Origin of the sequence: Streptomyces sp. NPDC018964, assembly GCF_044390325.1 — a bacterium.
Taxonomy (GTDB): Bacteria; Actinomycetota; Actinomycetes; order Streptomycetales; family Streptomycetaceae; genus Streptomyces.
Genome location: NZ_JBIRYZ010000018.1, coordinates 1 through 26,070, shown reverse-complemented (window position 1 = coordinate 26,070; position 26,070 = coordinate 1). Strand labels below are relative to the sequence as shown.

The following is a 26,070-nucleotide window of genomic DNA, read 5'->3' as shown; positions in this document are numbered from 1 at the left end:
CGTCAGCCGAGTTGCCGGGCGAACGCCTCGTACGCCCGGTCGTCGAAGAGGACGAACCTCACCTCCTCGACGGCGGTCGGCGTGTTCCGCACCGTCTCCACCGCGATGCGGGCCGCGTCGTCCATCGGCCACCGGTACACGCCGGTGGAGATCGCCGGGAACGCGACCGTCCGGGCGCCCAGTTCGTCGGCCACGCGGAGCGACTCCCGGTAGCAGGAGGCGAGCGGCGCGGGATCGCTGCCCGGGCCCTGGTGCACCGGGCCGACGGTGTGGATCACCCAGCGGGCGTCGAGGCGGCCCGCGGTGGTGGCGACCGCCTGGCCGGTGGGCAGGCCCCTGCCGTACCGGGAGGCGCGCAGGGCGCGGCACTCCGCCAGGATCTCCGGGCCGCCCCGGCGGTGGATCGCGCCGTCCACGCCTCCCCCGCCGAGCAGCGAGGAGTTGGCCGCGTTGACGATCGCGTCGGCGCTCTGGTGGGTGATGTCGCCCTGGACGAGGGTGAGGGTGGGGGTGGGAGTGGGGGTCATGTCTGTCGCAGCCTCCTCCAGACGGCCTTCGCCGCGTTGTGGCCCGACATGCCGTGCACGCCGGGGCCGGGCGGGGTGGCCGACGAGCAGATGAAGACGGCGGGGTGCGGGGTCGCGTAGGGGAACAGGGAGGGTTTGGGACGCAGCAGCATCTGGATTCCGGAGACCGCGCCGGTGGCGATGTCTCCGCCGACGTAGTTGGCGTTGCGGGCGGCGAGTTCGGGCGGTCCCGCGGTGGCGCGGGCCAGGACGCGGTCGCGGAAACCGGGGGCGTAGCGCTCCAGTTGGCGTTCGACGGCGTCGGTGAGGTCGCCGGTCCAGCCGTTGGGCACATGGCCGTACGCCCAGAAGACGTGCTTGCCGGCCGGGGCGCGGGTGGGGTCGGCGACGCCGGGCTGCACGGTGATGAGGAACGGCGCGTCGGGGGCGCGGCCCTCGCGGGAGGCGGCGCGCAGGGCGGCGGCGATCTCGGTGCTGTCCGCGCCGATCTGCACGGTGCCGGCGGTGCGGGCCTGGGGCGCGGTCCACGGGACGGGGCCGTCCAACGCGTAGTCGATCTTGAAGACGCCGGGGCCGTAACGGTAGTTCGCGTAGTGGCCGCCGAAGCCGGCGATGCGGGCCAGTGCGGTGGGCGAGGTGTCGAAGACGTACGCCCTGGCCGGCGGCAGGTCGTCGAGGCGCTTGACCTCGTAGTCGGTGTGGACGCTGCCGCCGAGGTCCTTCAGGTACGCGGCGAGGGCGTCGGAGATGGCCTGGGAGCCGCCGCGGGCGACGGGCCAGCCGCGGGCGTGCGCGGCGAGGGCGAAGACCAGGCCGACGGCGCCGGTGGCGAAGCCGCCGAGCGGGGCCATGACGTGGGCGACGAGGCCGGCGAACAGGGTGCGGGCCCGCTCGTCGCGGAAGCGGCGGGTGAGCCAGGTGGACGGGGGCAGGCCGAGCAGGCCGAAGCGGGCGAGGGTGACCGGGTCGCGGGGCAGCGCGGTCAGCGGCAGCGACATGAAGTCGCGGGCCAGGGTGTCCCACTTGGGCAGGAAGGGCTCGACGAGCCGGCGGTACGCGCCGGCGTCGCGCGGTCCGAAGGAGGCGGCCGTCTCACCGACCGACCGGGACAGCACGGCCGCCGTGCCGTCGGGGAAGGGGTGCGCCATGGGGAGTTCCGGGTGCAGCCATTCCAGTCCGTAGCGCTCCAGGGGCAGCGCGCGGAACGCGGGTGAGTTGACGGCGAGGGGGTGGGCGGCGGAGCAGGGGTCGTGACGGAAGCCGGGGAGGGTGAGTTCCTCGGTGCGGGCGCCGCCGCCGACGGTGCCCATCGCCTCGAACAGGGCCACCGAGAAGCCGCGCCGGGCCAGCTCCACGGCAGCGGTCAGCCCGTTCGGCCCCGCACCCACCACGACCGCATCGAGCATCGACGGCACCTTCGGACTCCTTCGTCAGCCGACGGCCACTGGGGGATCAGGATATGCCGGGCCGCCGACGCCCGGCCGGGGCCCCGGGCCCGGGTACGGCATCAGGCTCCGTCCGCCAGCAGTTCCACCACCCGGCGGGCCGTGGCCTCGTCGCGGGCCGCGGTGAAGGGCAGGGTGTTGCCGCCCCTGATGCGGAAGGGCTCGCCCGCGCGCGTGAGGTGGGTGCCGCCCGCCTCCTCCACGAGGAGCAGACCGGCCGCGTGGTCCCACGCGGCCTCCCAGTTGAACGCCGTCGCGTCGGACTCGCCGCGGGCGATGGCCAGGTACTCCAGGCCGGCCGAACCGCAGGCGCGGGGGGCCACGCCGTCCGTCCACAGGCCGAGCAGGGCGCGCTTCTGTTCGTCCGTGGTGTAGTCCGGGTGGGAGGTGGCCACGCGCAGGTCGCGGCCGGGTTCCGGGGAGCCCGCGCGCAGCCGCTCGCCGTCGAGGTGCGCGCCCTGTCCCCGTACCGCCGTGGCGAACTGGTCGCGGGCGGGGGCGTAGGTCCAGGAGGCGTGCACCACGCCGCCCCGCGCGAGGGCGACCAGGGTGCAGAAGCCGGTGTCGCCGTGCACGAACTGGCGGGTGCCGTCGACGGGGTCGACGATCCACACAGGTGTGTCGCCCTGTATCGCCTGGTACGACGCCGGGTCGGCGTGCACCGCCTCCTCGCCGACCACGACCGAGCCGGGCAGCAGGGCGGCGAGGGCGTCCGTGAGATACAGCTCGGCGTTGCGGTCGGCGTCCGTCACCAGGTCGTGCGGGCCGGTCTTGAGGTCCACCTCGTGGTCGGCGAGCCGCCGCCAGCGCGGCATGATCTCCTGGGCCGCGGCCTTGCGGACCAGTTCCTCCACGTCGATGGTGTGCCGGGCGAGAAACTCGTCGATGGTTTCGTGGGTCTCGGTCATGGCTCCATGAGAGCACGCGCCACTGACAATCCCCGCCCGTCCGGTGTACTCCAGGTGGAATCGGGATGAAAACGGGGTGCCGGCCCGCGGTGTCGTGGGCTCAGCGGCCCACCGCGTAGCCCTGCATGCCGCGCGGGTTCGCGGCGGCGGAGAGGACGCCGGTGTCCGGGTCCCGGGCGACCGCGCAGAGCCGGCCCTCCGACCAGGCGTCGCCGACGATCACCTCGTGGCCGCGGCGGCGGAGCGCCTCCACCACCGCCGGGTCCGTGCGGGACTCGACGGTGACGCTGCCGGGGCGCATGCCGCGTGGGTAGAAGGAGCCGGGGAAGCTGTCGTTGTGCCAGTTGGGGGCGTCGATGGCGCCCTGGAGGTCGAGTCCGCCGCGCACCCGCTCGCGCAGGGCGACCGCGAGGAAGAAGTGCAGCTGCCACTGGTCCTGCTGGTCCCCGCCGGGCGTGCCGAACGCCATGACGGGCACCCCGTCGCGCAGGGCCATGGACGGGGTGAGGGTGGTGCGGGGGCGGCGGCCGGGGGTGAGGGTGCCCGGCAGTCCCTCCTCCAGCCAGGTCATCTGCAGCCGGGTGCCGAGCGGGAAGCCGAGTTCGGGGACGACGGGGTTGGACTGGAGCCAGCCGCCGCTGGGGGTGGCCGCGACCATGTTGCCCCAGCGGTCGACGACGTCGATGTGGCAGGTGTCGCCGCGGGTGCCGCCGTCGGCGAAGACGTCGGGTTCGCCGGGCACGGGGGACGTCGGGCTCTTGGCGACGGTGGGCTCGCCGACGCCCATCGGGCTGAAGCCGGGCTCCTCGGTGGCCGCCCCGCGCGCGTGGGCGCTCAGCCGGGGGGTACGTCCGCCGGGGCTGCCGGGCCGCAGGTCGTGGGAGGCGCGGGGGCCGATCCTGGTCCGCCGCTCGGCGTTGTACCCGTCCGACAGCAGGTCGTCGAGCGGCACCTCGGCCGCGTCCCCGTACCAGGCCTCGCGGTCGGCCATGGCGAGCTTGCAGCCCTCGATCAGCAGGTGCACGTACTCGGCGGAGCCGTAGCGGGGCAGTTCCGGCGGGAGCAGGGCGAGTTGCTGGAGCAGGACGGGTCCCTGGCTCCAGGGTCCGGCCTTGCACACGGTCCAGCCGTTCCAGTCGTACGTCACCGGGGTCTCGTAGGTCGCGGACCAGCCGGCGAGGTCGGCGGCGGTCAGGGTGCCGGTGTGGCGCTTCCCGCTGGTGTCCACGGTGGGGCGTCCGGCCTGCCGGACCAGGGCCTCGGCGATGAACCCGGTCCGCCACACCTCCCGCGCGGCGTCGATCCGCGCCTCCCGGTCCCCGGCTCCGGCGGTCTCGGACAGCAGGCGCTTCCAGGTGGTGGCGAGGGCGGGGTTGCGCAGCAGCTCACCGGCGCGCGGGGACCGGCCGCCGGGCAGGTACACCTCGGCCGAGGAGGTCCACTCCGTCTCGAACAGCTCGCGCACGGTCTCGACGGTCTGGCCGACGCGCTCCACGGGCGGGTGCCCGTCCTCGGCGTACCCGATGGCGTACTTCAGGACGTCGGCGAGGCTCTTGGTGCCGTGGTCGCGCAGCAGGAGCATCCAGGCGTCGAAGGCGCCGGGCACGGCCGCGGCGAGCGGTCCGGTGCCGGGGACGAGGTCCAGGCCGAGCCCCCGGTAGTGGGCGACGGTCGCCCCGGCCGGGGCGACGCCCTGCCCGCACAGCACCCGCACCTCGCCGCCGGCCGGGGCGAGCAGGATCGGCACCTCACCGGCCGGGCCGTTGAGGTGCGGTTCGACGACGTGCAGCACGAAGGCTCCGGCCACGGCGGCGTCGTAGGCGTTGCCGCCGTCCTCCAGCACGGCCATCGCCGACTGCGAGGCCAGCCAGTGGGTGGAGGACACCATGCCGAAGGTGCCTTGGAGGGTGGGTCGAGTCGTGAACCGCATCTCTCACCTCGGTGTCGGCGTGCGTCGGTCGACCCATCCGACATCAAGCGTCCCGTGGGGAGAATCCGGGCCTCACGGAGAAGGGATCCGAACCGCTCGGCTCCCTGACCGGCCCGGCCGGCTCCTCGTTCGCGTCCGCTCACGTCGGGGACCGGTCGGCGCCGATGTCCTCACGGTCCGGTGCGGTCGCGGTGCCCTCGGCGGCGCGGCGGCGGGCGTCCTCGTCGGTGCGGGCGTCGTAGCTGATGAGCTTCGGCAGCGCGGCGGCGAGCAGGCTCACCGCCGCGACGCACGCGAGTCCGCCCGTCCAGATCGCCGGGCGGGCGCCGGTCCAGCCGGCCATCACCCCGGCGCGGACCTGGCCGAGCTGCGGGCCGACGCTGTAGGAGAGGACCTCGATGCCGGCGAGCCGGCCGCGCAGCCGGTCGGGGATGGTCTGGTTCCAGATGGTGGAGCGGCCGAGACCGCTCAGCATGTCCCCGGCTCCCGCCAGGCCGAGGAAGACCAGCACCAGCCAGACGTTCGACGTCCAGCCGGCCGCCGCCATGGCCAGGCCCCAGCCGGTGGCGCCGAACACCACGAACAGACCGTGCCGCTGCGTCCGGGAGACCCAGCCGCTGGTCAGGCTGAGCAGCAGCGATCCGACGGCGCCCGCCGAGTACATCAGGCCCAGCGCCCAGTCGGCGTCGAGCTCGTCGGCGAGGAAGGGGAAGATGGTGTTGGGGAAGGCGAAGATCATCGCCGCGAGGTCCACCGCGTAGGTGCCCAGCAGCACCGGCCGCGACCAGGCGTACCGGGCCCCTTCGACGATGCCGCGCAGCGACGGCTTGGCGGCGTGCTCGACGGGCGGTACGGGTGAGAGCCGGCGGCACATCAGGACCGACGCGCAGAAGCAGACCACGGTGGTGGCGTACGCGGGGACGTTGCCGGCGTACGCGACCACGAGGCCGGCCAGCGCGGGTCCGCCGATGGCGCCCGCCTGCCAGCGCAGGGCGTTGAGCGCGGCCGCGGCGGCGAGCTGGTCGTGGGGGACGATCCGGGCCAGCAGCGAGTCCAGGGCGGGGCGTTGGAGTCCCGCGAGTGCCGCCACACCGGCCGCGACCACGTACAGCGGCCACAGCATGGGGTGCGGCAGCAGCGCGTTCAGCAGCAGGACGACGGCCAGCAGTCCCAGTCCCGCCTCGGTGAGCACGATGACCTTGCGCCGGTCGACCGCGTCCGCGAGTGCGCCGCCGTAGAGGCCGAAGACCACGAGCGGCACCAGTTCGACGGCGCCCATCGCGCCCACCGCGAGGGGTGAGCCGGTCAGTTCCTTGATCTGGAGCGGCAGCGCGATCAGCGCCATCACGCTGCCGAGGTAGGTGACCAGGCCCTGCACCCAGAGCAGGCGGAAGTCGCGGGAGGAGCGCCAGGGGGTGAGGTCGGGCAGTACCGCGCCGAGCTTCTTGATCATGTTTCCGCGGCTCCCGGCGCATGCTGTGCAAGTTAGGCAATGCTTACTTGCACAGGTTAGGAGGCGGAAGCGCGCCGATCAAACCGGTTTTCGACCGCCCTCGCGGCGACCAGGAGGCGGCGGGAGTACGGGCCCTCGGTACGACGGCGTTCCCGCGCGCCCGGGACCGGCCGGGGGCGTGCCGGCCGTCCACCGGAAAGCACTCGCCGGGCGATGGACGGCCGCGGGCGGGAACAGGGCGGCCCTCGCCGGTGTTGGGGCGGGTGTCAGCAGTGAAAGGCGGAGCCGTGCACGGTGAGTACAAGGTTCCCGGCGGCAAGCTCGTCGTCGTGGATGTGGACGTGGAGGACGGCGTGCTGCGCCGCGCGCGGGTGGCGGGGGACTTCTTCCTGGAACCCGACGAGGCGCTGGACGCCGTCAACCGCGCCCTGGACGGTGCTCCCGCCGACACCGACGCCGCCGGTCTGGCCGCCCGGATCGACGCGGCCCTCCCCGAGGGGACCGTGATGTACGGGCTCACCTCGGAGGGCGTCGGCATCGCGGTGCGCCGCGCGCTCGCGCACGCCACCGACTGGACCGACTACGACTGGCAGGTGGTCCACGAGGGCCCGCAGTCCCCCGCCCTGCACATGGCGCTGGACGAGGTCCTGACCGCCGAGGTCGCCGCGGGCCGGCGTCCTCCGACGCTGCGGGTGTGGGAGTGGGGCGCCCCGGCGGTGATCATCGGCAGTTTCCAGTCGCTGCGCAACGAGGTCGACCCCGAGGGCGCCCGGCGGCACGGCGTCGAGGTGGTGCGCCGGATCTCCGGCGGCGGCGCGATGTTCGTGGAACCCGGCAACACCATCACGTACTCGCTGTCGGTGCCGGAGGCGCTGGTTCAGGGGCTGTCGTTCCAGGACAGCTACGCCTACCTCGACGACTGGGTGCTGGGCGCGCTCGGTGAGATGGGGATCCGGGCCTGGTACCAGCCGTTGAACGACATCGCCACCGACCAGGGCAAGATCGCGGGTGCCGCGCAGAAGCGGATCGTGGGCCCGGACGGTGGTCCCGGCGCGGTGCTCCACCACGTGACGATGGCGTACGACATCGACGCCGACAAGATGCTCGACGTGCTGCGCATCGGCCGGGAGAAGATGTCCGACAAGGGCACCAAGAGCGCGAAGAAGCGGGTGGACCCGCTGCGCCGGCAGACCGGTCTGCCGCGCGAGGCCGTCATCGAGCGGATGATGGACTCGTTCCGCGCCCGGTACGGGGCGGCGGACGGCAAGGTGACGGACCGGGAGCTGGCCCTCGCGGAGGATCTGGCGCGGACGAAGTTCACCGCGCCGGACTGGACCGCCCGCGTGCCCTGAGGAGAGCAAATCGCCTCTTGACGGGGGGAATTGAGGCAAGTCGCCGCCTCCGGTGGTACGTACCCGTCACCGTCCCCCTACGGAGCGAGTTGGCCCTTCCCGCACCATGGGAACGCGTGTGACACTGGCGTCCCGTCCGCTGTGCGGACCCCCCTCCGCACCGTCCCCCACGAAGAGTGCGCCGTGCGTTCCTTTTCCCTGCCGGTCACCCTGACCGCGCGCCTGTCCCCGGTCATCGTCCTCGCCGCGGCCGGCTGGGCACTGTCCTCCGCCCCGACGGACGCGCCGCAGGAGGCCGCGGACCGGCCGGCCGGGAAGACGAAGACCCAGTCCGCCACCGCCCCTTCGCAGACGCGGGCGGTGAAGACGTACGCCGCCGCGCCGGCGCCGTGCGACAGCGTTGCCGAGAAGACCGTCAAGTCCCTTGTGCCGGGCGCCAAGACGGCCGGCAAGGAGATCCCGTCCACGGACTCGGACCTGCGCCGCACCTGTTCCTGGAACGCGCTCAAGGGGTACGAGTACCGCTGGCTCGACGTCTCCTTCGAGGTGCTGGAGTCGGACGAGGCGGCGGAGCGGTCGTACCAGGGGCGGCTGGAGGACAAGAGCGGCGGGGGTGCGGTCCCCGGGCTCGGGGACGCGGGGTACTCCGTCGTGGACCTCACCACCGAGGACAAGCAGCAGACGCGTGAGGGCGTGGTGGTGGCCCGCGCCTCCAACGCGCTGGTGATCGTGACGTACAACGGCAGCGACTTCGAGTCGAAGAAGGCACCGGGCACGGACGAGATCAACAAGGGCGCCATCAAGGCCGCCAAGGAGGCGGTGGCGGCACTGGAGAAGAACCGGAATTGATGGTTCCGTGACATCTGTCACAGCCGTCGGCGATCTGCGCGGTGCGCTTAGTAGCGATCATTCAGGCGACATGGGGGACTTGTCCGTCTTGCCGTGAATGCGGACGGGGGCGGGGCAAGGGGTGACCGGAGGTAAAGCCGGTGTCCCCCGCTCCTTCGCCCCATACGGCTTTCTGACGGGGCGGCAGGCGCCCCGCGGGGCCCGCCGGGGGCAGGTCGGCACGCTCCCCCGCCCGCCGCAAGCCCCTCGCGGACCTACGAGGCCCGGTAGTACGAAGGCCCTTTGCGCCCGGTGCCGGGGCGTCCCAAGAATGACCAGCCTCCGGACAGCAGGGGTGAGGTCACTCATGGGAAAGCATCGTCATCAGAAGCAGTACCGGCGGACGGTCGTCGCGGCGGTCGCCATGGGGGTCATAGGCATACCCTCGGTCGCCATGGCCTGTACGGACTGGTCCGGCGACGACGGCCGGCAGGGCCAGGGCGCGGCGGCCGGCGCCGAGGCCGGGTGGGGCGGCCCCGACTGGTACAGCCAGTGGAGCAGCCGGCAGCCCGGTGAGCCCACGGGCACGCCATCGGGCACGCCGTCGGGCACGCCGACCGCCACCGCGAGCGCCTCGGAGTCCGGCGCGCCGAAGCACAGCAGCGCGAAGCCGTCGCACAAGCCGAAGACGAAGGCCCCCGCGGCAGCCGCCTCCAGGCCCACGACCGCGGCTCCGAAGCCCACGGCCACGGCCCCGAAACCCACCACTGCGGCTCCGAAGCCCACGACTGCGGCCCCGAAGCCCACCACCGCGGCTCCCAAGCCCACCACCGCGGCTCCCAAGCCCACCACCGCGGCCCCCAAGCCCACCAGCGCGGCCCCCAAGCCCACGGCCACGGCCCCGAAACCCACCACGCCCGCTCCCAAGCCCACCGCCACCGCGCCGAGCCCGGTCGCACCGGGCGGTGCCAGTGCCTCCGGAGCCGTCGCCAAGGTCGTGGAACTCGTCAACGCCGAGCGCGCCAAGGCCGGCTGCTCCCCCGTGAAGGCGAACGCCACCCTGGCCAAGGCCGCGCAGGACCACAGCGAGGACATGGCGGCGAGCGGCACCATGTCGCACACCGGATCGGACGGCTCCTCCCCCGGCGACCGCATCACCCGCGCCGGCTACGGCTGGAGCACCTACGGCGAGAACGTCGCCTACGGCTACTCCACCCCCGAGCAGGTGATGACCGGCTGGATGAACAGCCCCGGTCACAAGGAGAACATCCTCAACTGCGCGTTCAAGGAGATCGGCGTCGGTCTCGCCCAGCCCGGCTCCTACTGGACCCAGGACTTCGGCACGGCCCGGTAGCCCTCGGTACGCTCACGCCGGGCCGGGTACGGGTGGCTCGGACGGCGCGGGCGGGAGGGTCGCGGTCATGGGCGTGCCCCCTCGGCGAGGGTCACGGGTGGAGTGCCGGGATGATCTCCGCGCCGTACGCGTCGATCGTCGTCTCCTGCGCGTCGTGCATGTCGTACACGGCGAACTGGTCCACGCCCAGCTCCCGCAGCGCCCACAGCTTCTCGATGTGCGCCTCGGGCGGGCCGAGCAGACAGAACCGGTCGACGATCTCGTCGGGGACGAAGTCCGTGGACGGGTTGCCGGCCCGCCCGTGGTGGCTGTAGTCGTAGCCGTGCCGCCCCTTGATGTACGACGTCAGCGCCTCGGGGACCAGACCGGAGTGCTCGCCGTAGCGGGCGACGAGGTCGGCGACGTGGTTGCCGACCATGCCGCCGAACCAGCGGCACTGCTCCCGGGCGTGCGCCAGGTCGTCGCCGACGTACGCGGGGGCGGCGACGCAGACGGTGACGGAGGCGGGGTCGCGCCCCGCCTCCACGGCGGCGGCGCGCACGGCCTTCACCATCCACTCGGTCAGGTACGGGTCGGCGAGCTGGAGGATGAAGCCGTCGGCCTTGCGCCCGGCGAGGGCGAGCGCCTTCGGCCCGTACGCGGCCATCCAGACGGGCAGCTTCCCGTCCCGTACCCACGGGATCCGCAGCGGCTGCCCGTCGACCTCGGCCTCGCGTCCCTCGGCGAGGTCGCGGATCGCGTCGATCGCCTCGCCGAGGCGGGCCAGCGTGTTGGGCTTGCGTCCGGCGACGCGCATCGCGGAGTCGCCGCGGCCGATGCCGCAGACGGTGCGGTTGCCGAACATGTCGTTGAGGGTGGCGAAGGTGGAGGCGGTGACCTCCCAGGTGCGGGTGCCCGGGTTGGTGACCATCGGGCCGACCTTCAGTTTCGTGGTGGCGGCCAGGATCTGGCTGTAGATCACGAAGGGTTCCTGCCACAGCACGGCGGAGTCGAAGGTCCAGCCGTGGGTGAAGCCGCACCGCTCGGCGCGCTGCATCAGGCTGACGACCCGTGCGGCCGGCGGGTCGGTCTGCAGGACGAGTCCGAAGTCCATGCGCGGCTCTCCTAAGTGAGGTACTGACAGGTGGAGCGCGGGGTGTAGACGCCGTGTCCGGCGCGTCCGGTGTACTCCCGGTCGGTGATGACGGGGACGCCGCGCGAGAGGACGGTCTCGACGCGGCCGGTGACCCGCCTGCCCTCGTAGGCCGAGTAGTCGACGTTCATGTGGTGGGTGCCGGCGGACATGACCTGCTCGGCGGCCGGGTCGTAGATGACGACGTCGGCGTCGGCGCCGGGCGCGAGGGTGCCCTTCTTCGGGTACAGGCCGAACATCCGGGCCGGGGTGGCGCAGGCGATCTCGATCCAGCGGCGGCGGGAGATGTGCCCGTCGAGGACGGCCTGGTGGAGCAGGTCCATGCGGTTCTCCACGCCCGGGAGGCCGTTGGGGATCTTGGAGAAGTCGCCGCGGCCGAGCTCCTTCTGGCCGGTGAAGCAGAAGGGGCAGTGGTCGGTGGAGACCACCTGGAGGTCGTCGGTGCGCAGACCCCGCCACAGCGCGGCCTGGTGCTCCTTGGGCCTGAGCGGGGTGCTGCACACGTACTTGGCGCCCTCGAAGTCCGGCTCGGCGAGGTTGTCGGTGGACAGGAACAGGTACTGCGGACAGGTCTCGCCGAAGACGTTCAGCCCCTCGTCGCGGGCGCGGGCCAGCTCGGCGACCGCCTCCGTCGCGGAGACGTGGACGACGTACAGCGGGGCACCGGCGACCTGGGCGAGCCGGATGGCGCGGTGGGTGGCCTCGGCCTCCAGGAGGGCCTTGCGGACCTCGCCGTGGAAGCGGGGGTCGGTCTCGCCACGGGCGAGGGCCTGTTCGACGAGCACGTCGATGGCGATGCCGTTCTCGGCGTGCATCATGATCAGCCCGCCGTTCTCGGCGGAGCGCTGCATGGCGCGCAGGATCTGACCGTCATCGGAGTAGAAAACACCTGGATACGCCATAAATTGTTTAAATGACGTAATTCCTTCTTCTATCAGAAGGTCCATTTCCTTCAGTGTCTCGTCGTTGACGTCCGAGACGATCATGTGGAAGCCGTAGTCGATGGCGCAGGTGCCCTCGGCCTTGGCGTGCCAGGCGTCCAGGCCCTGGCGCAGGGACTGGCCGACGCTCTGTACGGCGAAGTCGACGATGGTGGTCGTACCGCCCCAGGCGGCGGCCCGGGTGCCGGTCTCGAAGGTGTCGGAGGCGAAGGTGCCGCCGAACGGCAGCTCCATGTGGGTGTGGGCGTCGACCCCGCCCGGGATGACGTACTTGCCGGTGGCGTCGATGGTGCGGTCGGCGGTGAAGGCGTCGGCGGCCGGGGTGGCGGAGGCGGCCAGGGCGGCGATGCGGCCGTCCTCGATCAGGACGTCGGCGTGGATCTCGTCGGAGGCGGTGATGACGAGGCCACCGCGGATGACGGTGCGGCTGCTCATGCTGCTCCCTCTCTACGAGCTATACGAGCGATACGAGCTCTGCTGCGAGCGCTACGAGCTCTGCGAGCCGGTGCTACAGCGTGCTCCGCAGGGCGCGTTCGAGGATCTCGGCGCCCTCCTCGGCCTCCGCGACGTTGAGGGACAGCGGCGGGGCGATGCGCAGGGCGCTGGTGTCGTGGCCACCGCCCTTGCCGATGAGCAGGCCGCCCGCGCGGGCCGCCTCCAGGACGGCGGACGCGGCCGCCGGATCGGCCTCGTCGGTGCCGGGTTTCGCCAGCTCGATGCCGATCATCAGTCCGCGCCCGCGGACCTCCCGTACGGCGGGGACGTGGGCGGCGGCGGCCCGCAGCCGCTCGATGAGCAGGCCGCCGACCCGGCGGGCGTTGCCCTGGAGGTCGTGCTCCAGCAGGTAGGTGAGGTTGGCGAGGCCGGCCGCCATGGTGATCTGGGTGCCGCCGAAGGTCGAGATGCTGTTGGCGTCCAGGCAGTTCATGATCTCGGCGCGGGCGACGACCCCGCCGATGGACATGCCGTTGCCGATGCCCTTGGCGAAGGTCAGCATGTCGGGCGGGCCGCCGCGGCCGTGGGCCTGCCAGCCCCAGAAGTGCTCGCCGGTGCGGCCCCAGCCGGTCTGCACCTCGTCGGCGATCCACAGGATGCCCCGCTCGTGCAGCACCTCACGGAAGGCCGCGTACAGGCCGTCGGGCGGCGAGGTGAAGCCGCCGACGCCCTGGATCGGCTCGGCGATCAGCGCGGCGGGCGGGCGGGTGTGGCCGAGGAGGTCCTTCAGGTCGTCGACGCAGGCCGCGACGAAGTCGTAGTCGTCGAGCGCGGCGAACGGGCCCCGGGTGCGCACGCCGCCGTGGACGTAGAGCGTCTGGAGCGGGGAGAGGGAGGTCGGGGACCAGCCGCGGTTGCCGGTGATGCCGACCGAGCTGAAGGAGCGGCCGTGGTAGCTGTTGCGCATCGCCAGGATCGTGTTGCTGTTCCGGTAGGCGGTGGCGAGCAGCAGGGCGGTGTCGTTGGCCTCGGTGCCGGAGGTGGTGAAGAAGACCCGTGCGTCCGGGATGGCGCTCAACTTCGCGATGCGCTCGGCGAGTTCCACCATCGGTCGGTTGAGGTAGAGGGTGGAGGAGTGGACGATCCGCCCGGCCTGCTCGCTCACCGCCTTGGTGACCTCGGGCAGGGCGTGAGCGGTCATGGTGGTGAGGATGCCGCCGAAGAAGTCGAGGTAGCGGTTGCCGTCGGAGTCCCAGACGTGGCGTCCCTCGCCGTGGGTGATCTCGATGGGGTGCTCGTAGTAGAGGGCCAGCCAGTCGGGCAGCACGGAGCGGTGGCGGCCCAGCAGGTCGTCGGTCACGGCCGCACCAGCCCCTCGTAGGCGTCGGGGCGGCGGTCGCGGTAGAAGGCCCACTGCCGCCGCACCTCCTCGATGAGGCCGAAGTCCAGGTCGCGGACCACGAGTTCCTCCTTGCTGTCGCTGGCGACGTCGCCGACGAACTGTCCGCGCGGGTCGACGAAGTACGAGGTGCCGTAGAAGTCGTTGTCTCCGTACTCCTCCTGGCCCACGCGGTTGATCGCGGCGATGAAGTACTCGTTGGCGACGGCCGCCGCCGGCTGCTCCAGCCGCCACAGGTGGGCCGAGAGGCCGCGGTGCGTGGCGGACGGGTTGTACACCAACTGGGCGCCGTTGATGCCGAGTTGCCGCCAGCCCTCGGGGAAGTGGCGGTCGTAGCAGATGTAGACGCCGATCTTGCCGACGGCGGTGTCGAAGACGGGCCAGCCGAGGTTGCCGGGCCGGAAGTAGAACTTCTCCCAGAAGCCCTCGACCTGCGGGATGTGGTGCTTGCGGTACTTGCCGAGGACGGTGCCGTCGGCGTCGATCACGGCGGCGGTGTTGTAGTAGTAGCCCGACTGCTCGATCTCGAACACCGGCACGACGATCACCATGCCGGTCTCGCGGGCCAGCTCCCGCATCCGGCGGACGGTCGGCCCGTCGGGCACGGGCTCGGCCCAGCGGTAGTGCCCGGGGTCCTGGACCTGGCAGAAGTAGGGGGCGTTGAACACCTCCTGGAACCCGATGACCCGCGCGCCCCGCCGGGCCGCCTCACGGGCGTGCTCCTCGTGCTTCACCAGCATGGACTCGGTGTCACCGGTCCAGGTGGCCTGGACCAGAGCGGCACGTACGACGTTGGCCATGAGCTGCTCCTTCGACACGACGTCAGAGCCTCTACGCCTGTAGAAACGGTCGTAGGGGGACGAACGTAAGCCTCTCGGGCGGTCTTGCCAAGACCATCGTCGCCGCGGCCGTGGAGTCGACGCCGTTTCACACCCCTGTGGGTGAGCCGCCCGCCGCACCGCCGCCCGCCGCCCGGCCGGGCGGCGGGCGGCGGGCGGGACGCGGGCCGTGTGCCGGACCGGGGCCGGGGACGGGCTCAGGCAGCGATCGACGTGCTCGGCTCGGCGGGGGCGCAGCGCCCCACGAGCTCGTCCATCGACAGGCCCAGCGCGCCGGCCAGCGCGGCCACCGTGAAGAAGGCCGGGGTCGGGGCACGCCCCGTCTCGATCTTGCGGAGGGTCTCCGCGGAGATACCGGCGTCCGCCGCGATCTCGGCCATGCTGCGGCCGCCGCGCGCTTCGCGCAGCAGCCTGCCGAGCCGCTCGCCGCGTTCACGCTCTTCCGGGGTCAAGGGGGTGCGCACCATGGCACCCATTCTAATACCGGTATAGTAATTGGCATGGTGGAACTGAAGACCGACACATCGATCGATGCCATGTACGAGGCGGGCCAGGTCGTCGCGAACGCGCTGACGGCCGTACGGAACGCCGCCGACGTGGGCGTTTCCCTGCTGGAGCTGGACGAGGTGGCACGGGACGTGCTGCGCGCGGCGGGTGCGACCTCGCCCTTCCTCGGCTACCGGCCTTCCTTCGCGCCGACCCCGTTCCCGGCCGTGATCTGCGCGTCCGTCAACGACGCGATCGTGCACGGCGTCCCGGACGGCTACCGGCTGCGCGACGGGGACCTCGTCTCGATCGACTGCGGCGCCCAGCTGGGCGGCTGGGCCGGGGACTCGGCGGTCAGCTTCATCGTGGGCACTCCGCGCCCGGCCGACGTGACGCTGATCGAGACCGCCGAGCGGGCGCTCGCGGCGGGCATCGAGGCGGCCGTCGTCGGCAACCGCATCGGCGACATCGCGCACGCGATCGGCACGGTGTGCCGCGCCGGGGGGTACGGCATCATGGAGGACTTCGGCGGCCACGGCATCGGCCGCCGCATGCACGAGGACCCGGGCGTGCCGAACGAGGGCCGGCCGGGCAGGGGCATGCCCCTGCGCCACGGCATGGTGTTCGCGATCGAACCCATGCTGATCGCGGGCGGCACGGACACCTACCACACCGCCCCGGACGGCTGGACCCTCCGCACCAACGACGGCACCCGCGCGGCCCATGTGGAACACACGGTAGCGATCACGAAAGCAGGCCCCCGCATCCTGACAGCCCGCCACTGACCCCAGGCAGCCGCGACAGCCCCCGCCCTCCGCGGGCAGTCGTGCCGCTGGGGCGGCACGGGTGGGCGCGACGGCACCCCGCAAGCGCCGGGCAGCGCGACCCACCCCCGCCGAACCCCAGCGCCGGGGCACCCCGCAAACACCGGGCCGCGCAGCCCACCCCCACCCCCGCCCCGCCCGCGCCCGCACCGCGCGAAGAAGCTGGACATGCCCACCCAAACAGATCGTGTCATCGTGGGCATGAGCGAGCCCCGACCGGGTTACCCGGCCCCGGCACGTCGACCCAGCGAAGGAACGGATGACGATGACGAGTGGTTTCGTCGGCCCGGAGGGCGACCCCTTCGCGGAATTCCTCGCCCGCTTCTTCGGCGGACAACGCCCCCGCCAGATCGACATCGGCCGGCTCCTCAGCCAGCCCGCCCGCGAACTGGTCCGCGGCGCCGCCCAGTACGCCGCCGAACACGGCAGCCGTGACCTGGACACCCAGCACCTGCTGCGCGCCGCCCTCTCCGCCGAGCCCACCCGGAGCCTGCTCAGCCGGTCCGGCGCGGACCCCGACTCCCTGGCGTCCCAGATCGACGACAGGTCGGGCCCCGTCCAGCACGGCCCCGGCGAAGCCCCGCCCCCGACCTCCCTGTCCCTCACCCCCGCCGTCAAACGCGCCCTGCTGGACGCGCACGAGATGGCCAGGGCGTCCGGCGCCGGCTACATCGGCCCGGAGCACGTGCTCACCGCCCTCGCCGCCAACCCCGACTCGGCCGCCGGCCACATCCTCAACGCGGCCCGGTTCTCCCCCTCCGGCCCCCCGGAGGCACCGGAGGCCCCGCCCGCCCGCGCCGAACGGCCCCGCCCCGCGACGGGCACCCCGACCCTCGACAAGTACGGCCGTGACCTCACCGAGTTCGCCCGCGAGGGCCGTGTCGACCCGGTGATCGGACGCGACGACGAGATCGAGCAGACCGTCGAGGTGCTCTCCCGGCGCGGCAAGAACAACCCGGTGCTGATCGGCGACGCGGGCGTCGGCAAGACCGCCGTCGTGGAGGGGCTGGCCCAGCGGATCGCCGAGGGGGACGTGCCCGACGTGCTCCTCGGACGGCGCGTGGTCGCCCTGGACCTGACGGCGGTCGTCGCCGGGACCCGCTACCGGGGTGACTTCGAGGAGCGGATGAACAACATCGTCGAGGAGATCCGGTCCCACTCCGACCGGCTGATCATCTTCATCGACGAGCTGCACACCGTCGTCGGCGCCGGGGGCGGAGGCGAGGGCGGCTCGATGGATGCCGGAAACATCCTCAAGCCGGCCCTCGCCCGCGGCGAACTGCACATCGTGGGCGCGACCACCCTGGAGGAGTACCGCCGGATCGAGAAGGACGCGGCGCTGGCCCGCCGCTTCCAGCCGATCATGGTGCCCGAGCCGACGCCCGCCGACGCGGTCGAGATCCTGCGCGGTCTGCGGGACCGGTACGAGGCCCACCACCAGGTCCGCTACACCGACGAGGCGCTGCTGGCGGCCGTGGAGCTGTCCGACCGCTACCTGAGCGACCGTCGGCTCCCCGACAAGGCCATCGACCTGATCGACCAGGCCGGTGCGCGGGTGCGGCTGCGGGCCCGGACCAAGGGCACGGACGTACGGGCCATGGAGCGCGAGGTCGAACAGCTGACCTGCGACAAGGACCAGGCGGTCGCCGACGAGCAGTACGAGCGGGCCACGCAGCTGCGGGACCGCATCGGGGAACTGAGGCAGCGGATCACGGACGCCGGCGGCGACGGCGAGGTCGACGAGGGACAGAGCCTGTGGGTGGACGCCGAGGCGATCGCCGAGGTGGTGGCCCGGCAGACGGGCATCCCGGTCAGCCGCCTCACCGAGGAGGAGAAGGACCGGCTGCTGGGCCTGGAGCAGCACCTGCACCAGCGGGTCGTCGGCCAGGAGGAGGCGGTGCGGGTCGTCTCGGACGCGGTACTGCGCTCCCGCGCGGGGCTCGCCAGCCCCGACCGGCCGATCGGCAGCTTCCTGTTCCTCGGCCCGACGGGCGTCGGCAAGACGGAGCTGGCGCGGGCGCTCGCCGAGGCGCTGTTCGGCAGCGAGGACCGGATGGTGCGCCTCGACATGAGCGAGTACCAGGAGCGGCACACGGTGAGCCGGCTGGTGGGCGCCCCGCCCGGCTACGTGGGGCACGAGGAGGCCGGTCAGCTCACCGAGGTGGTGCGTCGGCACCCGTACTCGCTGCTGCTGCTCGACGAGGTGGAGAAGGCCCATCCGGACGTCTTCAACATCCTGCTCCAGGTCCTCGACGACGGCCGGTTGACCGACTCGCAGGGTCGGACGGTGGACTTCACCAACACCGTGATCGTGATGACCAGCAACCTCGGCTCCGAGGTGATCACGCGGCGCGGCGCGACCCTGGGTTTCGCGTCCGGCGGCGCGGACGCCGACGAGGAGGCGCGGCGCGAGCAGATCCTGCGGCCGCTGCGGGAGCACTTCCGGCCCGAGTTCCTCAACCGGATCGACGAGATCGTGGTGTTCCGCCAGCTGACCGCGGAGGAGCTGCGGCGGATCACCGACCTGCTCCTCGAGAGCACCCGGCGCGGGCTCAAGGGGCAGAACATCTCGGTCGACTTCACCGACGCGGCCGTGGACTGGCTGGCCGAGCGCGGCTACCAGCCCGAGTACGGCGCCCGGCCGCTGCGCCGCACCATCCAGCGGGAGGTCGACAACCAGCTCTCCCGGCTGCTGCTGGACGGCCAGGTGCGGGAGGGCGGCCGGGTGACGGTGGACACGGAGGACGGGCGCCTGGCGTTCCGTACGCAGGAGACACCGGCGCCCGAGCTGTGAGCGCGCTGGTGTCCCCCGCGTATGTCTAGTGTCTAGCGCGCCGGTGTCCCCCGCGTGTGTCTAGCGCGCCGGACGGACCACCATCGCCGATCCGCCGCCCCTGCGGACCTTCTCCGCCGCCGCGAGCCACCGGCCGTCCGGCAGCCGCTGGACGGCCGTGGCAGCACCGATCTCCGGGTTCTCCCGGAAGGAGTGCCCGATGTCCTCCAGGCGCTGCCTGACCTCACTGTCGTACAGGCCGGGTTCGAGGTCCGTCAGCGCCGTGTTGCGCTGGCTGGCGCGCGGCGCGGCGATGGCGTCGACCAGGGGCAGTCCGCGGTCGAGGAAGCCGGTGAGGGTCTGCAGCACGGTGGTGATGATGGTGGAGCCGCCGGGCGAGCCGAGCGCCACCACCGGCCGGTCGTGCCGGTCGAGCACGATCGTCGGCGCGATGGACGACCGGGGCCGCTTGCCGGGGCCCGGCAGGTTCGGGTCGTGGACGGCCGGGTCCGCCGGGGCGAAGGAGAAGTCGGTCAGCTCGTTGTTGAGCAGGAATCCGCGGCCGGGCACGGTGATGCCGCTGCCGCCGGTCTGCTCGATGGTGAGGGTGTAGGCGACGACGTTGCCCCACCGGTCGGCGGTGGTGAGGTGCGTGGTGTTCTCGCCCTCGTACGTCGTCGGGGCAGCCTCGCCGCCGCTCGCGCAGGGCTCAGGGTCGCGGGGGTCGCCGGGGGCGAGGGGGCTGGTGAGGACGGCGTCGTCCCTGATGAGGCACGCGCGGGAGTCGGCGAACCGCTGGGAGAGCAGTTCCCTGGTCGGTACGTCCTCGAAGACGGGGTCGCCGACCCAGCGCCCCCGGTCGGCGAACGCGATGCGGCTGGCCTCGATGAAGCGGTGCAGGTACCGGACGTCGCTCGCGTCGGAGAGGTCGGTGCGCTCCAGGATGTTGAGCGCCTCGCCGACGGTGGTGCCGCCGGAGGAGGAGGGCGCGATGGAGTAGACGTCCAGGCCGCGGTACGAGGTCTTCGTGGGCGGCTGGGACTTCGCGCGGTAGGCGGCGAGGTCGCGTTCGGACAGTTCGCCGGGTCGGGCGTTCCAGCCGGAGTCCGGGTCCACGGGCGGCTTGTCGACGGTCCGTACGATGTCCCGGCCGATGTCGCCCCGGTACAGGGCGTCGACGCCCTCGCGGCGCAACTCCTTGTACGTGCGGGCCAGATCAGGGTTCTTGAAGGTGGAGCCGACGACCGGGAGTTCGCCGCCCGGCAGGAACAGCTCGGCCGTGTCGGGGAAGTGGCGGAAGCGGGTCTCGTTGGCGGCGGTCTGCGCGCGGAAGGTCTCGTCGACGGTGAAGCCGTCGCGGGCGAGGCGTTCGGCGGGCTTCAGGACCGTGCTCAGGCCGCGCTCGCCCCACTTGTCGAGCGCCCGCTGCCAGGTTGCGGGCGTGCCGGGGGTGCCGACCGCGAGTCCGCTGCTGACCGCTTCGGCGAACGGGATCGGCTCGCCGTCCTCCAGGAACAGCCCGGAGTCGGCGGTGAGCGGGGCCGTCTCGCGGCCGTCGATGGTGTGCACGGTGCGCGAGCGGGCGTCGTAGTAGACGAAGTAGCCGCCTCCGCCGACACCGGCCGAGTAGGGCTCGGTGACGCCGAGCGCGGCGGCCGTGGCGACGGCCGCGTCGACGGCGTTGCCGCCCTTCCTCAGGATCTCGATACCGGCGGCGGAGGCGTCGGCGTCGACGCTGGAGACCGCTCCGCCGTGGCCGACGGCCACCGGGACCTTGTCGGGGCTGTGCCGGGAGGGCGCCTCGTGCTGAGGGGGCGGCGGGGCCGCCCCCACCGACAGCACGGCGGCACCGACCGCCAGGACTGCGAGATTCCGTGCCACAGGACGACGCATCCGTACCTCCGTAAACGGCTGTCCGCGCAGCCTAGTTCGTCACCGGGCTCCCGTCAGGGATACCGGAGGGGTGCGCCGTCCCGTCGCCCGGCGGGCCCCGCGGCCCGCGTCTCGAACACGGGTTTGCGCGGGACCGCTAGCATGCGCGCCCATGAGTGACGACGTGCGCAACATCGTTCTGGGCGTGGTGGCCGCCGGCATCAGTGCCGCGCTGGGCTGGATCGCCCGTACCTATCTGTGGAGGCGGAAGCTCCGGCGCAAGCAGGCGTTCTTCGGCCTGCCGGAGAACTCCGAGTCCCTGCTCGTCGTCAACCGCGATCCGGCGGCGGCGGAACCGGCGGTGCACCGCTTCGACGTGTTCGCGCTCCTAGAGCTCTCCGCGCTGATCAAGGACTGCGGGGCGCACGTCCAGGTGGTCACCCAGGACGCGGCCCACCAGGGCTTCGGCGAGCGGACCGAGTTCTGCGTGGGCGGGCCGGGGTCGAACCGGCGGATGGTGGCCCACATGGCGGCCATGCTGCCGGGGGTGCGGGTCAACATAGATCCGGAGCCGGGCCCGGACCGGGGCGCCTTCCAGATCGGTTCCGAGCGCTATCGCATGGACCCGGGCGTCACCGAGTACGTCCTGCTGGCGCGGCTGACCGCCGGTGAGCGGCGCGAGACGCGGCCGGTGTTCCTGTTCTGCGGTCAGCGGGCGATCACCAACCAGGCCGCGACCCGCTACCTCGCCCGCAACCACGAGCGGCTGGCCCGCAAGTACGGCTCGAACTCGTTCGTCCTGCTGCTGAAGGTGATCAACTCGCAGGCGTACGGACCCGACGTGGTCGAACTGGTCGCGGATGTGACCAGGGCCGCGCGGAGCGCGCTTCCGGCTGCCGCGCCGCGTACGAGTCACCGGGCGGAGTGACCTCGTCCGGCACCACCCGTCCGGCGCGCAGCTGACCTTCTCCTCACCGGCGGGCGACCCGTCGGGGTCGCGCCCGCCGCGCGAGCAGTGATCTCCGGCTGCCGCCGGACGGGACTGGCCGATGTGCTCCGCCGCCCCGTGGACGTGGGGCGGTGGGCCCCTCCCGGTGACGGTGTCCCCGCTCCTGACGCGGAGTCCCCTCCTCCACCGGGATGAAGGGACCATCCTAGTCGAGGTCCGGGCGAACGGATCCAGGGGCCTCATCCGTCAGTGTTCGAGGATCGTGGAGAGGAGGTCCTCGGCCCGGTCACTCCTCGGACCGCCGAAGAACTCGTCGGGCGGGCGGTCCTCCACGATCCGGCCGTCGGCCATGAGGACCACGCGGCGGGCGGCCGAGCCGGCGAATTCCCTCTCGTACGTGACCACGATCACAGTCATGCCCTCACCGGCCGGTTGCCGCATGACCTCCGGGACCTCGTCGATCATCTCCGGGTCCGGGGCGGAGGCCGGCTCGTCGAACGGGACATGGAGGTCCCCGAAGTACTTGTCGACGTCACGCAGCTCGATCAGCGGATCAACGGTCATACCCGCCCTTCCTCGTCTCAGCCGGGTGGCGGCCGCCGCAACACGTCCGGACAAGGTCACCGGGATGGTGCGACGGGCACTCCTCGGACATTAGCCGCATTCACACCGGTGTGCAGCGAGTGGTGGACCGGGGCCTCACGCCTCCGCGACCTCCGCGTACAGCTGGGACAGCTCGGGCACGCCGTCGGCCGCCCATTCGTGTCCGGCGTCCACGACGTCGATCTCCCGGCCGGAGGTGAGCCGTACGACCGGCTGGCCGTCGGCGCGGATCTCCCAGCCGGCCCCCGGCACGGTGCGCACGATGACGGTGCCGAGGTACAGGCCGGCGTCGTTGCCCAGCCAGGTCGCGGTCTCCTCGTCGTCCCGCCAGCGCGGCACCAGTTGGTCCAGCGCCTCCAGCGAGGCCGGGGAGTCGTCGAGCCGGACCCCCGCCCGGTCGGCCTGGGAGCGCAGCAGTTCGCACTCGGCGAGGAGTTCCCCGATGCCCTCGGGATCGGGAACCCCCGTCTTCCGGCGTCGGCTGCCCAGGAAAGGGAGGTTCATCCCGCCAGCCTGTCATCCGTACCGTGTCGCGCACCACAGGCGCGCGGGGCCGGACGACGGCCGACGTTCCGCTACACGTCGAGGTCCACCACGACCGGTGCGTGGTCCGAGGCGCCCTTGCCCTTGCGCTCCTCGCGGTCGACGTAGGAGTCCGTGACCGCCTTCGCGAAGGGCTCGTTGCCGTACACCAGGTCGATGCGCATGCCGCGGTTCTTGGGGAAGGCGAGCTGGCGGTAGTCCCAGTACGTGAACGGGTGGTCGTACTTGAGGGGGCGCGGGACGACGTCGGAGAGGCCGGCTTCGCGCAGGGAGGCGAGGGCGGCGCGCTCGGCGGGGGTGACGTGGGTGGAGCCCTCGAAGACGGCCCGGTCGAAGACGTCGTCGTCGGTCGGTGCCACGTTGTAGTCGCCCAGTACCGCGAATGGCCGGCCGCCCGCCGCGTCGCCGGCCACGGCGGCCTTGAGCGCCTCGAACCACTGGAGCTTGTACGCGTAGTGGGGGTGGTCCACCTCGCGCCCGTTGGGCACGTACACCGACCAGACGCGGACCGGGCCGCAGGTCGCGGAGACGGCGCGGGGTTCGACGGAGCCGTCGTAACCGGGGTCGCCCGGCAGGCCCTTGACGACGTCCGTCAGGCCGACGCGGGAGAGCACCGCCACGCCGTTCCACCGGCCGGTGGCGTTCACCGCGGACTCGTAGCCCAGCTCGCGCAGCTCCTCCACCGGGAACCTCTCCTCGGCGACCTTGGCCTCCTGGAGGCACAGCACGTCCGTGCCGCTGCTCTCCAGCCAGGCCAGGAGCCTCGGCAGGCGGGCGGTGATCGAGTTCACGTTCCAGGTCGCGATGCGCATGCTCCCCAACCTACCCGGCACCTGTGACACCGCTCGCCCGCCGCCCGCCGCCTCACAGCTCGGCGGAGCCCCCCGGCGCGAGCCGCAGGTGTTCCGCGCCGCCGAGGGCGCCGATCTGACGGTCGTAGACCGGCCGGGCGAGGTCGGTGAGGAGGGCGTCGTGGATGTCGTAGGCGCGCCGCGGCCTCACCTCGCGGACGTAGTCGATGACCTCGGAGATCTTGTTCCAGGGGGCCATGACCGGCAGCATCAGCGTCTCGACCGGCCGGTCGGGGACGGTGAGCGCGTCACCCGGGTGGAAGAGCTTCCCGTCGTCGACGAGGTAGCCGACGTTGGTGACGCGCGGGATGTCGGGGTGGATCACCGCGTGGAGTTCGCCGTGGACCTGGACGTCGAATCCGGCGGCGGTGAAGGTGTCGCCGTGGCCGACGGTGTGTACGCGGCCCGGGAAGGCCGCCGAGAGCTGTTCCGCGACCGACCTCAGGGTCCAGACCTCGAGGGCCGGGTCGGCCTCCAGCGCGGTCCGCAGCCGGCCCTCGTCGAAGTGGTCGAAGTGCTCGTGCGTGACCAGGACGGCGTCCGCGCCGAAGGCCGCGTCCTCCTCGCTGAACACTCCGGGGTCGAGGACGAGGACGCGTCCGTCCTTCTCCAGGCGGACGCAGGAGTGCGACTTCTTCGTGAGCTTCATGATCCCATTCTGCTCCCGTCCCGTTCACGGCCGCGCGGAGCGCCCCGGGGTGGGCTCACTCCTGGGGCGTGGTCTCCTCGCGGACCACCTGCTGGGCCACCCGGAAGGCGCTGTTCGCCGCCGGGACGCCGCAGTAGACGGCCGTCTGGAGCAGCACCTCCTTGATCTCGTCCGGGGTGAGCCCGTTGCGCAGGGCGGCCCGGACGTGGAGGGCGAGCTCCTCCAGGTGGCCGCCGGCGACGAGGGCGGTGAGGGTGACGCAGCTGCGGGTGCGCCGGTCGAGTCCGGGCCGGTCCCAGACCTCGCCCCAGGCGTAGCGGGTGACGAGCTCCTGGAAGTCGCCCGAGAAGTCGTCGGCCCCGGCCAGCACTCCGTCGACGTGCGCGTCGCCCAGTACTTCCCGGCGGACCTTGAGCCCGGCGTCGTAGGCGTCCGGTCCGCCCCGCGGCCGCCGCGGTGCGGCGGGCGGGGCGATCTCGGCGACGGGGGCCTGCTGCTGCGGGACGACGGCCTGCGCCGGCTTCACCGCCGCCGCCGGCAGGGCGACGTGGCCGGTGGCGGTGTCGAAGCCGGGCTGCCAGGCGGTGGAGAAGTGCCGCACCAGCAGATCGGTGACGGCGGCCGGCTGCTCCACCGGCACCAGGTGGGAGGCGCCGGGTACGACGGCGAGCCGGGCGTCCGGGATCCCGGCGACCAGCGTACGGGCCTCGGCGGGCCCGGTGACCTGGTCCTCGGAGCCGACCAGCACCAGGGTCGGCACGCCGACGCTGCCGAGTCCGGCCCGTACGTCGAACGAGGCGAGCGCCTCGCAGGCGGCGATGTAGCAGCCGGGGTCGGTGGTGCGCACCATCTGCACGGCCCACTCGGTGATCGCGGGCTGGGCGGCGGCGAAGCCGCCGGTGAACCAGCGCTCCGGCGCGGAACGGGCGATGGGGTCGAGCCCGTTGGTCCGTACGACCACCCCGCGCCGGCGGAACTCGTCCGCCGTGCCGAAGCGGGGCGATGCGGCGATCAGCGCGAGGGACGCCAGGCGCTCGGGGTGGCGCAGGGCCAACTCGATCCCCACGGCGCCGCCGAGCGCGCAGCCGGCGTAGCCGAAGCGCTGTACGCCGAGGCTCTCGAGGGTGGCGAGCAGCCGCGTGGTGAGATCGGCGACCGAGCCCGCCGGGTGGGCGGGGGCGCCTCCGTGTCCCGGCAGATCGAACCGGAACACACGCCACTGCTTCGTCAACTCGGGGACCTGCCGGTCCCACATGTGCCATGTGGTACCCAGTGAGGGACCCAGGATCAGAACCGGAGCGTCTTCCGGCCCGTCAAAGCGGTATTGCAGGGTGGTGGGTGGTGTCTCGCTCACGCCCCAGACCCTCTCACGTCTCGGACGCCCCTATGACGCGGGGACGCTTGGTACCGGTCTGACCGGGTTGAATACCGCGCGGACTGCGTATCGCTCGAGGCATCGGATGATCTCACGCCGGGTCCTGCCCTCCTGGGTGCGGCGTTCGTAGTACGCCTGGGCGCGGGGATCGTGGCGTAGGCGGGTGAAGACGATGCGGTGCAGGGCGGCGTCGGCCTGGCGGTCGCCGCCGTGGTTGAGCCGGCGCGTGCGCCGCCGGCCGGAGGAGTACTCGATGGGGCTGACTCCGCAAAGGGCGGCAAAGGACGCCTCGTCCCGGCCACGGAGTCGTCGTGCGGGGCGTCCTCGTCGGCCGCAGTCGCCGGATCAGCCTCATCGCGCCCATGACCTGCATGAAGGCGGCGGAGACGGGGCAGACGGTGGTCCTGCGACGGGGAGAATGCCATGACGATGACGGAACAGTCGGCCGAGCAGGCGGCGGAGGAGACCGCTCGCTGCGCACACCACGACGGCCACGGCCCGGGGCCGGGTGCCGAGGCGCCGGAGTCCCCGCGTGAGCGGGTCAACCGCCGCTGGAACGAGGTCCTGCAGGAGACGCGGGTCACCCAGACCGGCGTGCAGAT

At 72.6% G+C, this 26,070-nt stretch carries 23 protein-coding genes and 1 pseudogene; 7 read left to right on the top strand and 17 right to left on the bottom strand.

Going from position 1 to position 26,070, the window contains the following annotated elements:
- Positions 1-2: 2 nt before the first annotated feature.
- The 5 genes from ACH5AO_RS26050 to ACH5AO_RS26030 form a co-directional block, all read right to left on the bottom strand.
- Positions 3-527, bottom strand: coding sequence for an O-acetyl-ADP-ribose deacetylase (locus ACH5AO_RS26050; protein WP_398928620.1), 525 nt, complete (start codon positions 525-527; stop codon positions 3-5).
- Entirely contained in the window at positions 524-1,933 is a 1,410-nt protein-coding gene (locus tag ACH5AO_RS26045) for a phytoene desaturase family protein (RefSeq protein ID WP_398928618.1), read from the bottom strand. Before ACH5AO_RS26045 ends, ACH5AO_RS26050 begins: the two co-directional genes overlap by 4 nt.
- Positions 1,934-2,034: 101 nt before the next feature.
- On the bottom strand, positions 2,035-2,880 hold the full coding sequence (locus tag ACH5AO_RS26040) for an inositol monophosphatase family protein (RefSeq protein ID WP_398928616.1): 846 nt from the start codon (positions 2,878-2,880) through the stop codon (positions 2,035-2,037).
- Between the two features lie 100 nt (positions 2,881-2,980).
- Positions 2,981-4,810, bottom strand: coding sequence for a gamma-glutamyltransferase family protein (locus tag ACH5AO_RS26035; RefSeq protein ID WP_398928614.1), 1,830 nt, complete (start codon positions 4,808-4,810; stop codon positions 2,981-2,983).
- 139 nt (positions 4,811-4,949) lie between these two features.
- Entirely contained in the window at positions 4,950-6,263 is a 1,314-nt protein-coding gene (locus ACH5AO_RS26030) for an MFS transporter (RefSeq protein ID WP_398928612.1), read from the bottom strand.
- Positions 6,264-6,550: 287 nt separating this feature from the next.
- On the opposite strand from ACH5AO_RS26030, the gene ACH5AO_RS26025 reads away from it, so the two are divergent.
- From ACH5AO_RS26025 to ACH5AO_RS26015, 3 genes are all read left to right on the top strand, one after another.
- Positions 6,551-7,615: a biotin/lipoate A/B protein ligase family protein gene (locus ACH5AO_RS26025; protein ID WP_398928610.1), complete on the top strand. Its 1,065-nt coding sequence runs from the start codon at positions 6,551-6,553 to the stop codon at positions 7,613-7,615.
- Positions 7,616-7,798: 183 nt separating this feature from the next.
- Positions 7,799-8,464 (top strand): hypothetical protein, encoded by a 666-nt coding sequence (locus ACH5AO_RS26020; RefSeq protein WP_398928608.1) that lies wholly within the window; start codon positions 7,799-7,801, stop codon positions 8,462-8,464.
- 346 nt (positions 8,465-8,810) lie between these two features.
- Complete coding sequence (locus ACH5AO_RS26015; RefSeq protein WP_398928605.1) at positions 8,811-9,797, top strand: CAP domain-containing protein; 987 nt, start codon at positions 8,811-8,813, stop codon at positions 9,795-9,797.
- A gap of 91 nt (positions 9,798-9,888) precedes the next feature.
- Here ACH5AO_RS26015 and ACH5AO_RS26010 read toward each other — a convergent pair whose 3' ends face one another.
- From ACH5AO_RS26010 to ACH5AO_RS25990, 5 genes are all read right to left on the bottom strand, one after another.
- Entirely contained in the window at positions 9,889-10,890 is a 1,002-nt protein-coding gene (locus ACH5AO_RS26010) for a TIGR03842 family LLM class F420-dependent oxidoreductase (RefSeq protein WP_398928603.1), read from the bottom strand.
- 11 nt (positions 10,891-10,901) lie between these two features.
- Positions 10,902-12,305, bottom strand: a complete 1,404-nt coding sequence (gene hydA / locus ACH5AO_RS26005) for a dihydropyrimidinase (RefSeq protein ID WP_398928601.1) — start codon at positions 12,303-12,305, stop codon at positions 10,902-10,904.
- A gap of 73 nt (positions 12,306-12,378) precedes the next feature.
- Positions 12,379-13,665: an aspartate aminotransferase family protein gene (locus ACH5AO_RS26000; RefSeq protein ID WP_398928599.1), complete on the bottom strand. Its 1,287-nt coding sequence runs from the start codon at positions 13,663-13,665 to the stop codon at positions 12,379-12,381.
- A complete protein-coding gene (locus ACH5AO_RS25995; protein WP_398928596.1) occupies positions 13,662-14,504 on the bottom strand; it encodes a nitrilase-related carbon-nitrogen hydrolase in 843 nt (280 codons plus the stop codon). Before ACH5AO_RS25995 ends, ACH5AO_RS26000 begins: the two co-directional genes overlap by 4 nt.
- A 236-nt stretch (positions 14,505-14,740) precedes the next feature.
- Complete coding sequence (locus ACH5AO_RS25990; protein ID WP_398928594.1) at positions 14,741-15,010, bottom strand: helix-turn-helix domain-containing protein; 270 nt, start codon at positions 15,008-15,010, stop codon at positions 14,741-14,743.
- A gap of 33 nt (positions 15,011-15,043) precedes the next feature.
- On the opposite strand from ACH5AO_RS25990, the gene map reads away from it, so the two are divergent.
- Together map and ACH5AO_RS25980 are read left to right on the top strand one after the other, a co-directional pair.
- Positions 15,044-15,814 (top strand): type I methionyl aminopeptidase, encoded by a 771-nt coding sequence (gene map, locus ACH5AO_RS25985; protein ID WP_398928592.1) that lies wholly within the window; start codon positions 15,044-15,046, stop codon positions 15,812-15,814.
- Between the two features lie 304 nt (positions 15,815-16,118).
- Positions 16,119-18,647 (top strand): ATP-dependent Clp protease ATP-binding subunit, encoded by a 2,529-nt coding sequence (locus ACH5AO_RS25980; protein WP_398928590.1) that lies wholly within the window; start codon positions 16,119-16,121, stop codon positions 18,645-18,647.
- A gap of 60 nt (positions 18,648-18,707) precedes the next feature.
- Here the strand turns inward: ACH5AO_RS25980 and ggt are convergent, their stop codons facing one another.
- A complete protein-coding gene (gene ggt / locus ACH5AO_RS25975) occupies positions 18,708-20,519 on the bottom strand; it encodes a gamma-glutamyltransferase (RefSeq protein ID WP_398928588.1) in 1,812 nt (603 codons plus the stop codon).
- A 151-nt stretch (positions 20,520-20,670) separates the two neighbouring features.
- Here ggt and ACH5AO_RS25970 point away from each other — a divergent pair, with 151 nt between their 5' ends.
- The gene (locus ACH5AO_RS25970; RefSeq protein ID WP_398928586.1) at positions 20,671-21,426 is read left to right on the top strand and encodes a hypothetical protein; all 756 of its coding nucleotides are present in this window, start codon (positions 20,671-20,673) and stop codon (positions 21,424-21,426) included.
- A 267-nt stretch (positions 21,427-21,693) separates the two neighbouring features.
- Here ACH5AO_RS25970 and ACH5AO_RS25965 read toward each other — a convergent pair.
- The 6 genes and pseudogenes from ACH5AO_RS25965 to ACH5AO_RS25940 all read right to left on the bottom strand — a co-directional run.
- A pseudogene (locus tag ACH5AO_RS25965) lies at positions 21,694-21,945 on the bottom strand (amino acid ABC transporter ATP-binding protein); the annotation flags it as partial.
- 201 nt (positions 21,946-22,146) lie between these two features.
- A complete protein-coding gene (locus ACH5AO_RS25960) occupies positions 22,147-22,554 on the bottom strand; it encodes a DUF6278 family protein (protein ID WP_398928584.1) in 408 nt (135 codons plus the stop codon).
- A 71-nt stretch (positions 22,555-22,625) separates the two neighbouring features.
- Positions 22,626-23,405 (bottom strand): exodeoxyribonuclease III, encoded by a 780-nt coding sequence (locus ACH5AO_RS25955; protein WP_398928581.1) that lies wholly within the window; start codon positions 23,403-23,405, stop codon positions 22,626-22,628.
- 52 nt (positions 23,406-23,457) lie between these two features.
- Positions 23,458-24,093: an MBL fold metallo-hydrolase gene (locus ACH5AO_RS25950; RefSeq protein WP_398928579.1), complete on the bottom strand. Its 636-nt coding sequence runs from the start codon at positions 24,091-24,093 to the stop codon at positions 23,458-23,460.
- Between the two features lie 55 nt (positions 24,094-24,148).
- A complete protein-coding gene (pcaC, locus tag ACH5AO_RS25945) occupies positions 24,149-25,447 on the bottom strand; it encodes a 4-carboxymuconolactone decarboxylase (protein ID WP_398928577.1) in 1,299 nt (432 codons plus the stop codon).
- A gap of 30 nt (positions 25,448-25,477) precedes the next feature.
- Positions 25,478-25,723 (bottom strand): transposase, encoded by a 246-nt coding sequence (locus ACH5AO_RS25940; RefSeq protein WP_398928833.1) that lies wholly within the window; start codon positions 25,721-25,723, stop codon positions 25,478-25,480.
- A gap of 168 nt (positions 25,724-25,891) precedes the next feature.
- Between ACH5AO_RS25940 and ACH5AO_RS25935 the strand changes: the two genes are divergently transcribed.
- A partial coding sequence (locus tag ACH5AO_RS25935; RefSeq protein WP_398928831.1) for a DUF6328 family protein occupies positions 25,892-26,070 on the top strand: 179 nt, incomplete at its 3' end.

Bases quoted from the DNA above. Each gene is read 5' to 3' on its own strand.
- ACH5AO_RS25990 (WP_398928594.1), bottom strand. From the start codon at position 15,010: ATGGTGCGCACCCCCTTGACCCCGGAAGAGCGTGAACGCGGCGAGCGG.
- ACH5AO_RS26035 (WP_398928614.1), bottom strand. From the start codon at position 4,810: ATGCGGTTCACGACTCGACCCACCCTCCAAGGCACCTTCGGCATGGTG.
- hydA (WP_398928601.1), bottom strand. From the start codon at position 12,305: ATGAGCAGCCGCACCGTCATCCGCGGTGGCCTCGTCATCACCGCCTCC.
- ACH5AO_RS25955 (WP_398928581.1), bottom strand. From the start codon at position 23,405: ATGCGCATCGCGACCTGGAACGTGAACTCGATCACCGCCCGCCTGCCG.
- ACH5AO_RS25960 (WP_398928584.1), bottom strand. From the start codon at position 22,554: ATGAACCTCCCTTTCCTGGGCAGCCGACGCCGGAAGACGGGGGTTCCC.
- ACH5AO_RS26040 (WP_398928616.1), bottom strand. From the start codon at position 2,880: ATGACCGAGACCCACGAAACCATCGACGAGTTTCTCGCCCGGCACACC.
- ACH5AO_RS26030 (WP_398928612.1), bottom strand. From the start codon at position 6,263: ATGATCAAGAAGCTCGGCGCGGTACTGCCCGACCTCACCCCCTGGCGC.
- ACH5AO_RS26010 (WP_398928603.1), bottom strand. From the start codon at position 10,890: ATGGACTTCGGACTCGTCCTGCAGACCGACCCGCCGGCCGCACGGGTC.
- ACH5AO_RS26045 (WP_398928618.1), bottom strand. From the start codon at position 1,933: ATGCTCGATGCGGTCGTGGTGGGTGCGGGGCCGAACGGGCTGACCGCT.
- ACH5AO_RS25970 (WP_398928586.1), top strand. From the start codon at position 20,671: ATGAGTGACGACGTGCGCAACATCGTTCTGGGCGTGGTGGCCGCCGGC.
- ACH5AO_RS25980 (WP_398928590.1), top strand. From the start codon at position 16,119: ATGACGAGTGGTTTCGTCGGCCCGGAGGGCGACCCCTTCGCGGAATTC.
- ACH5AO_RS25950 (WP_398928579.1), bottom strand. From the start codon at position 24,093: ATGAAGCTCACGAAGAAGTCGCACTCCTGCGTCCGCCTGGAGAAGGAC.
- ggt (WP_398928588.1), bottom strand. From the start codon at position 20,519: ATGCGTCGTCCTGTGGCACGGAATCTCGCAGTCCTGGCGGTCGGTGCC.
- map (WP_398928592.1), top strand. From the start codon at position 15,044: ATGGTGGAACTGAAGACCGACACATCGATCGATGCCATGTACGAGGCG.
- ACH5AO_RS26015 (WP_398928605.1), top strand. From the start codon at position 8,811: ATGGGAAAGCATCGTCATCAGAAGCAGTACCGGCGGACGGTCGTCGCG.
- ACH5AO_RS25995 (WP_398928596.1), bottom strand. From the start codon at position 14,504: ATGGCCAACGTCGTACGTGCCGCTCTGGTCCAGGCCACCTGGACCGGT.
- ACH5AO_RS26050 (WP_398928620.1), bottom strand. From the start codon at position 527: ATGACCCCCACTCCCACCCCCACCCTCACCCTCGTCCAGGGCGACATC.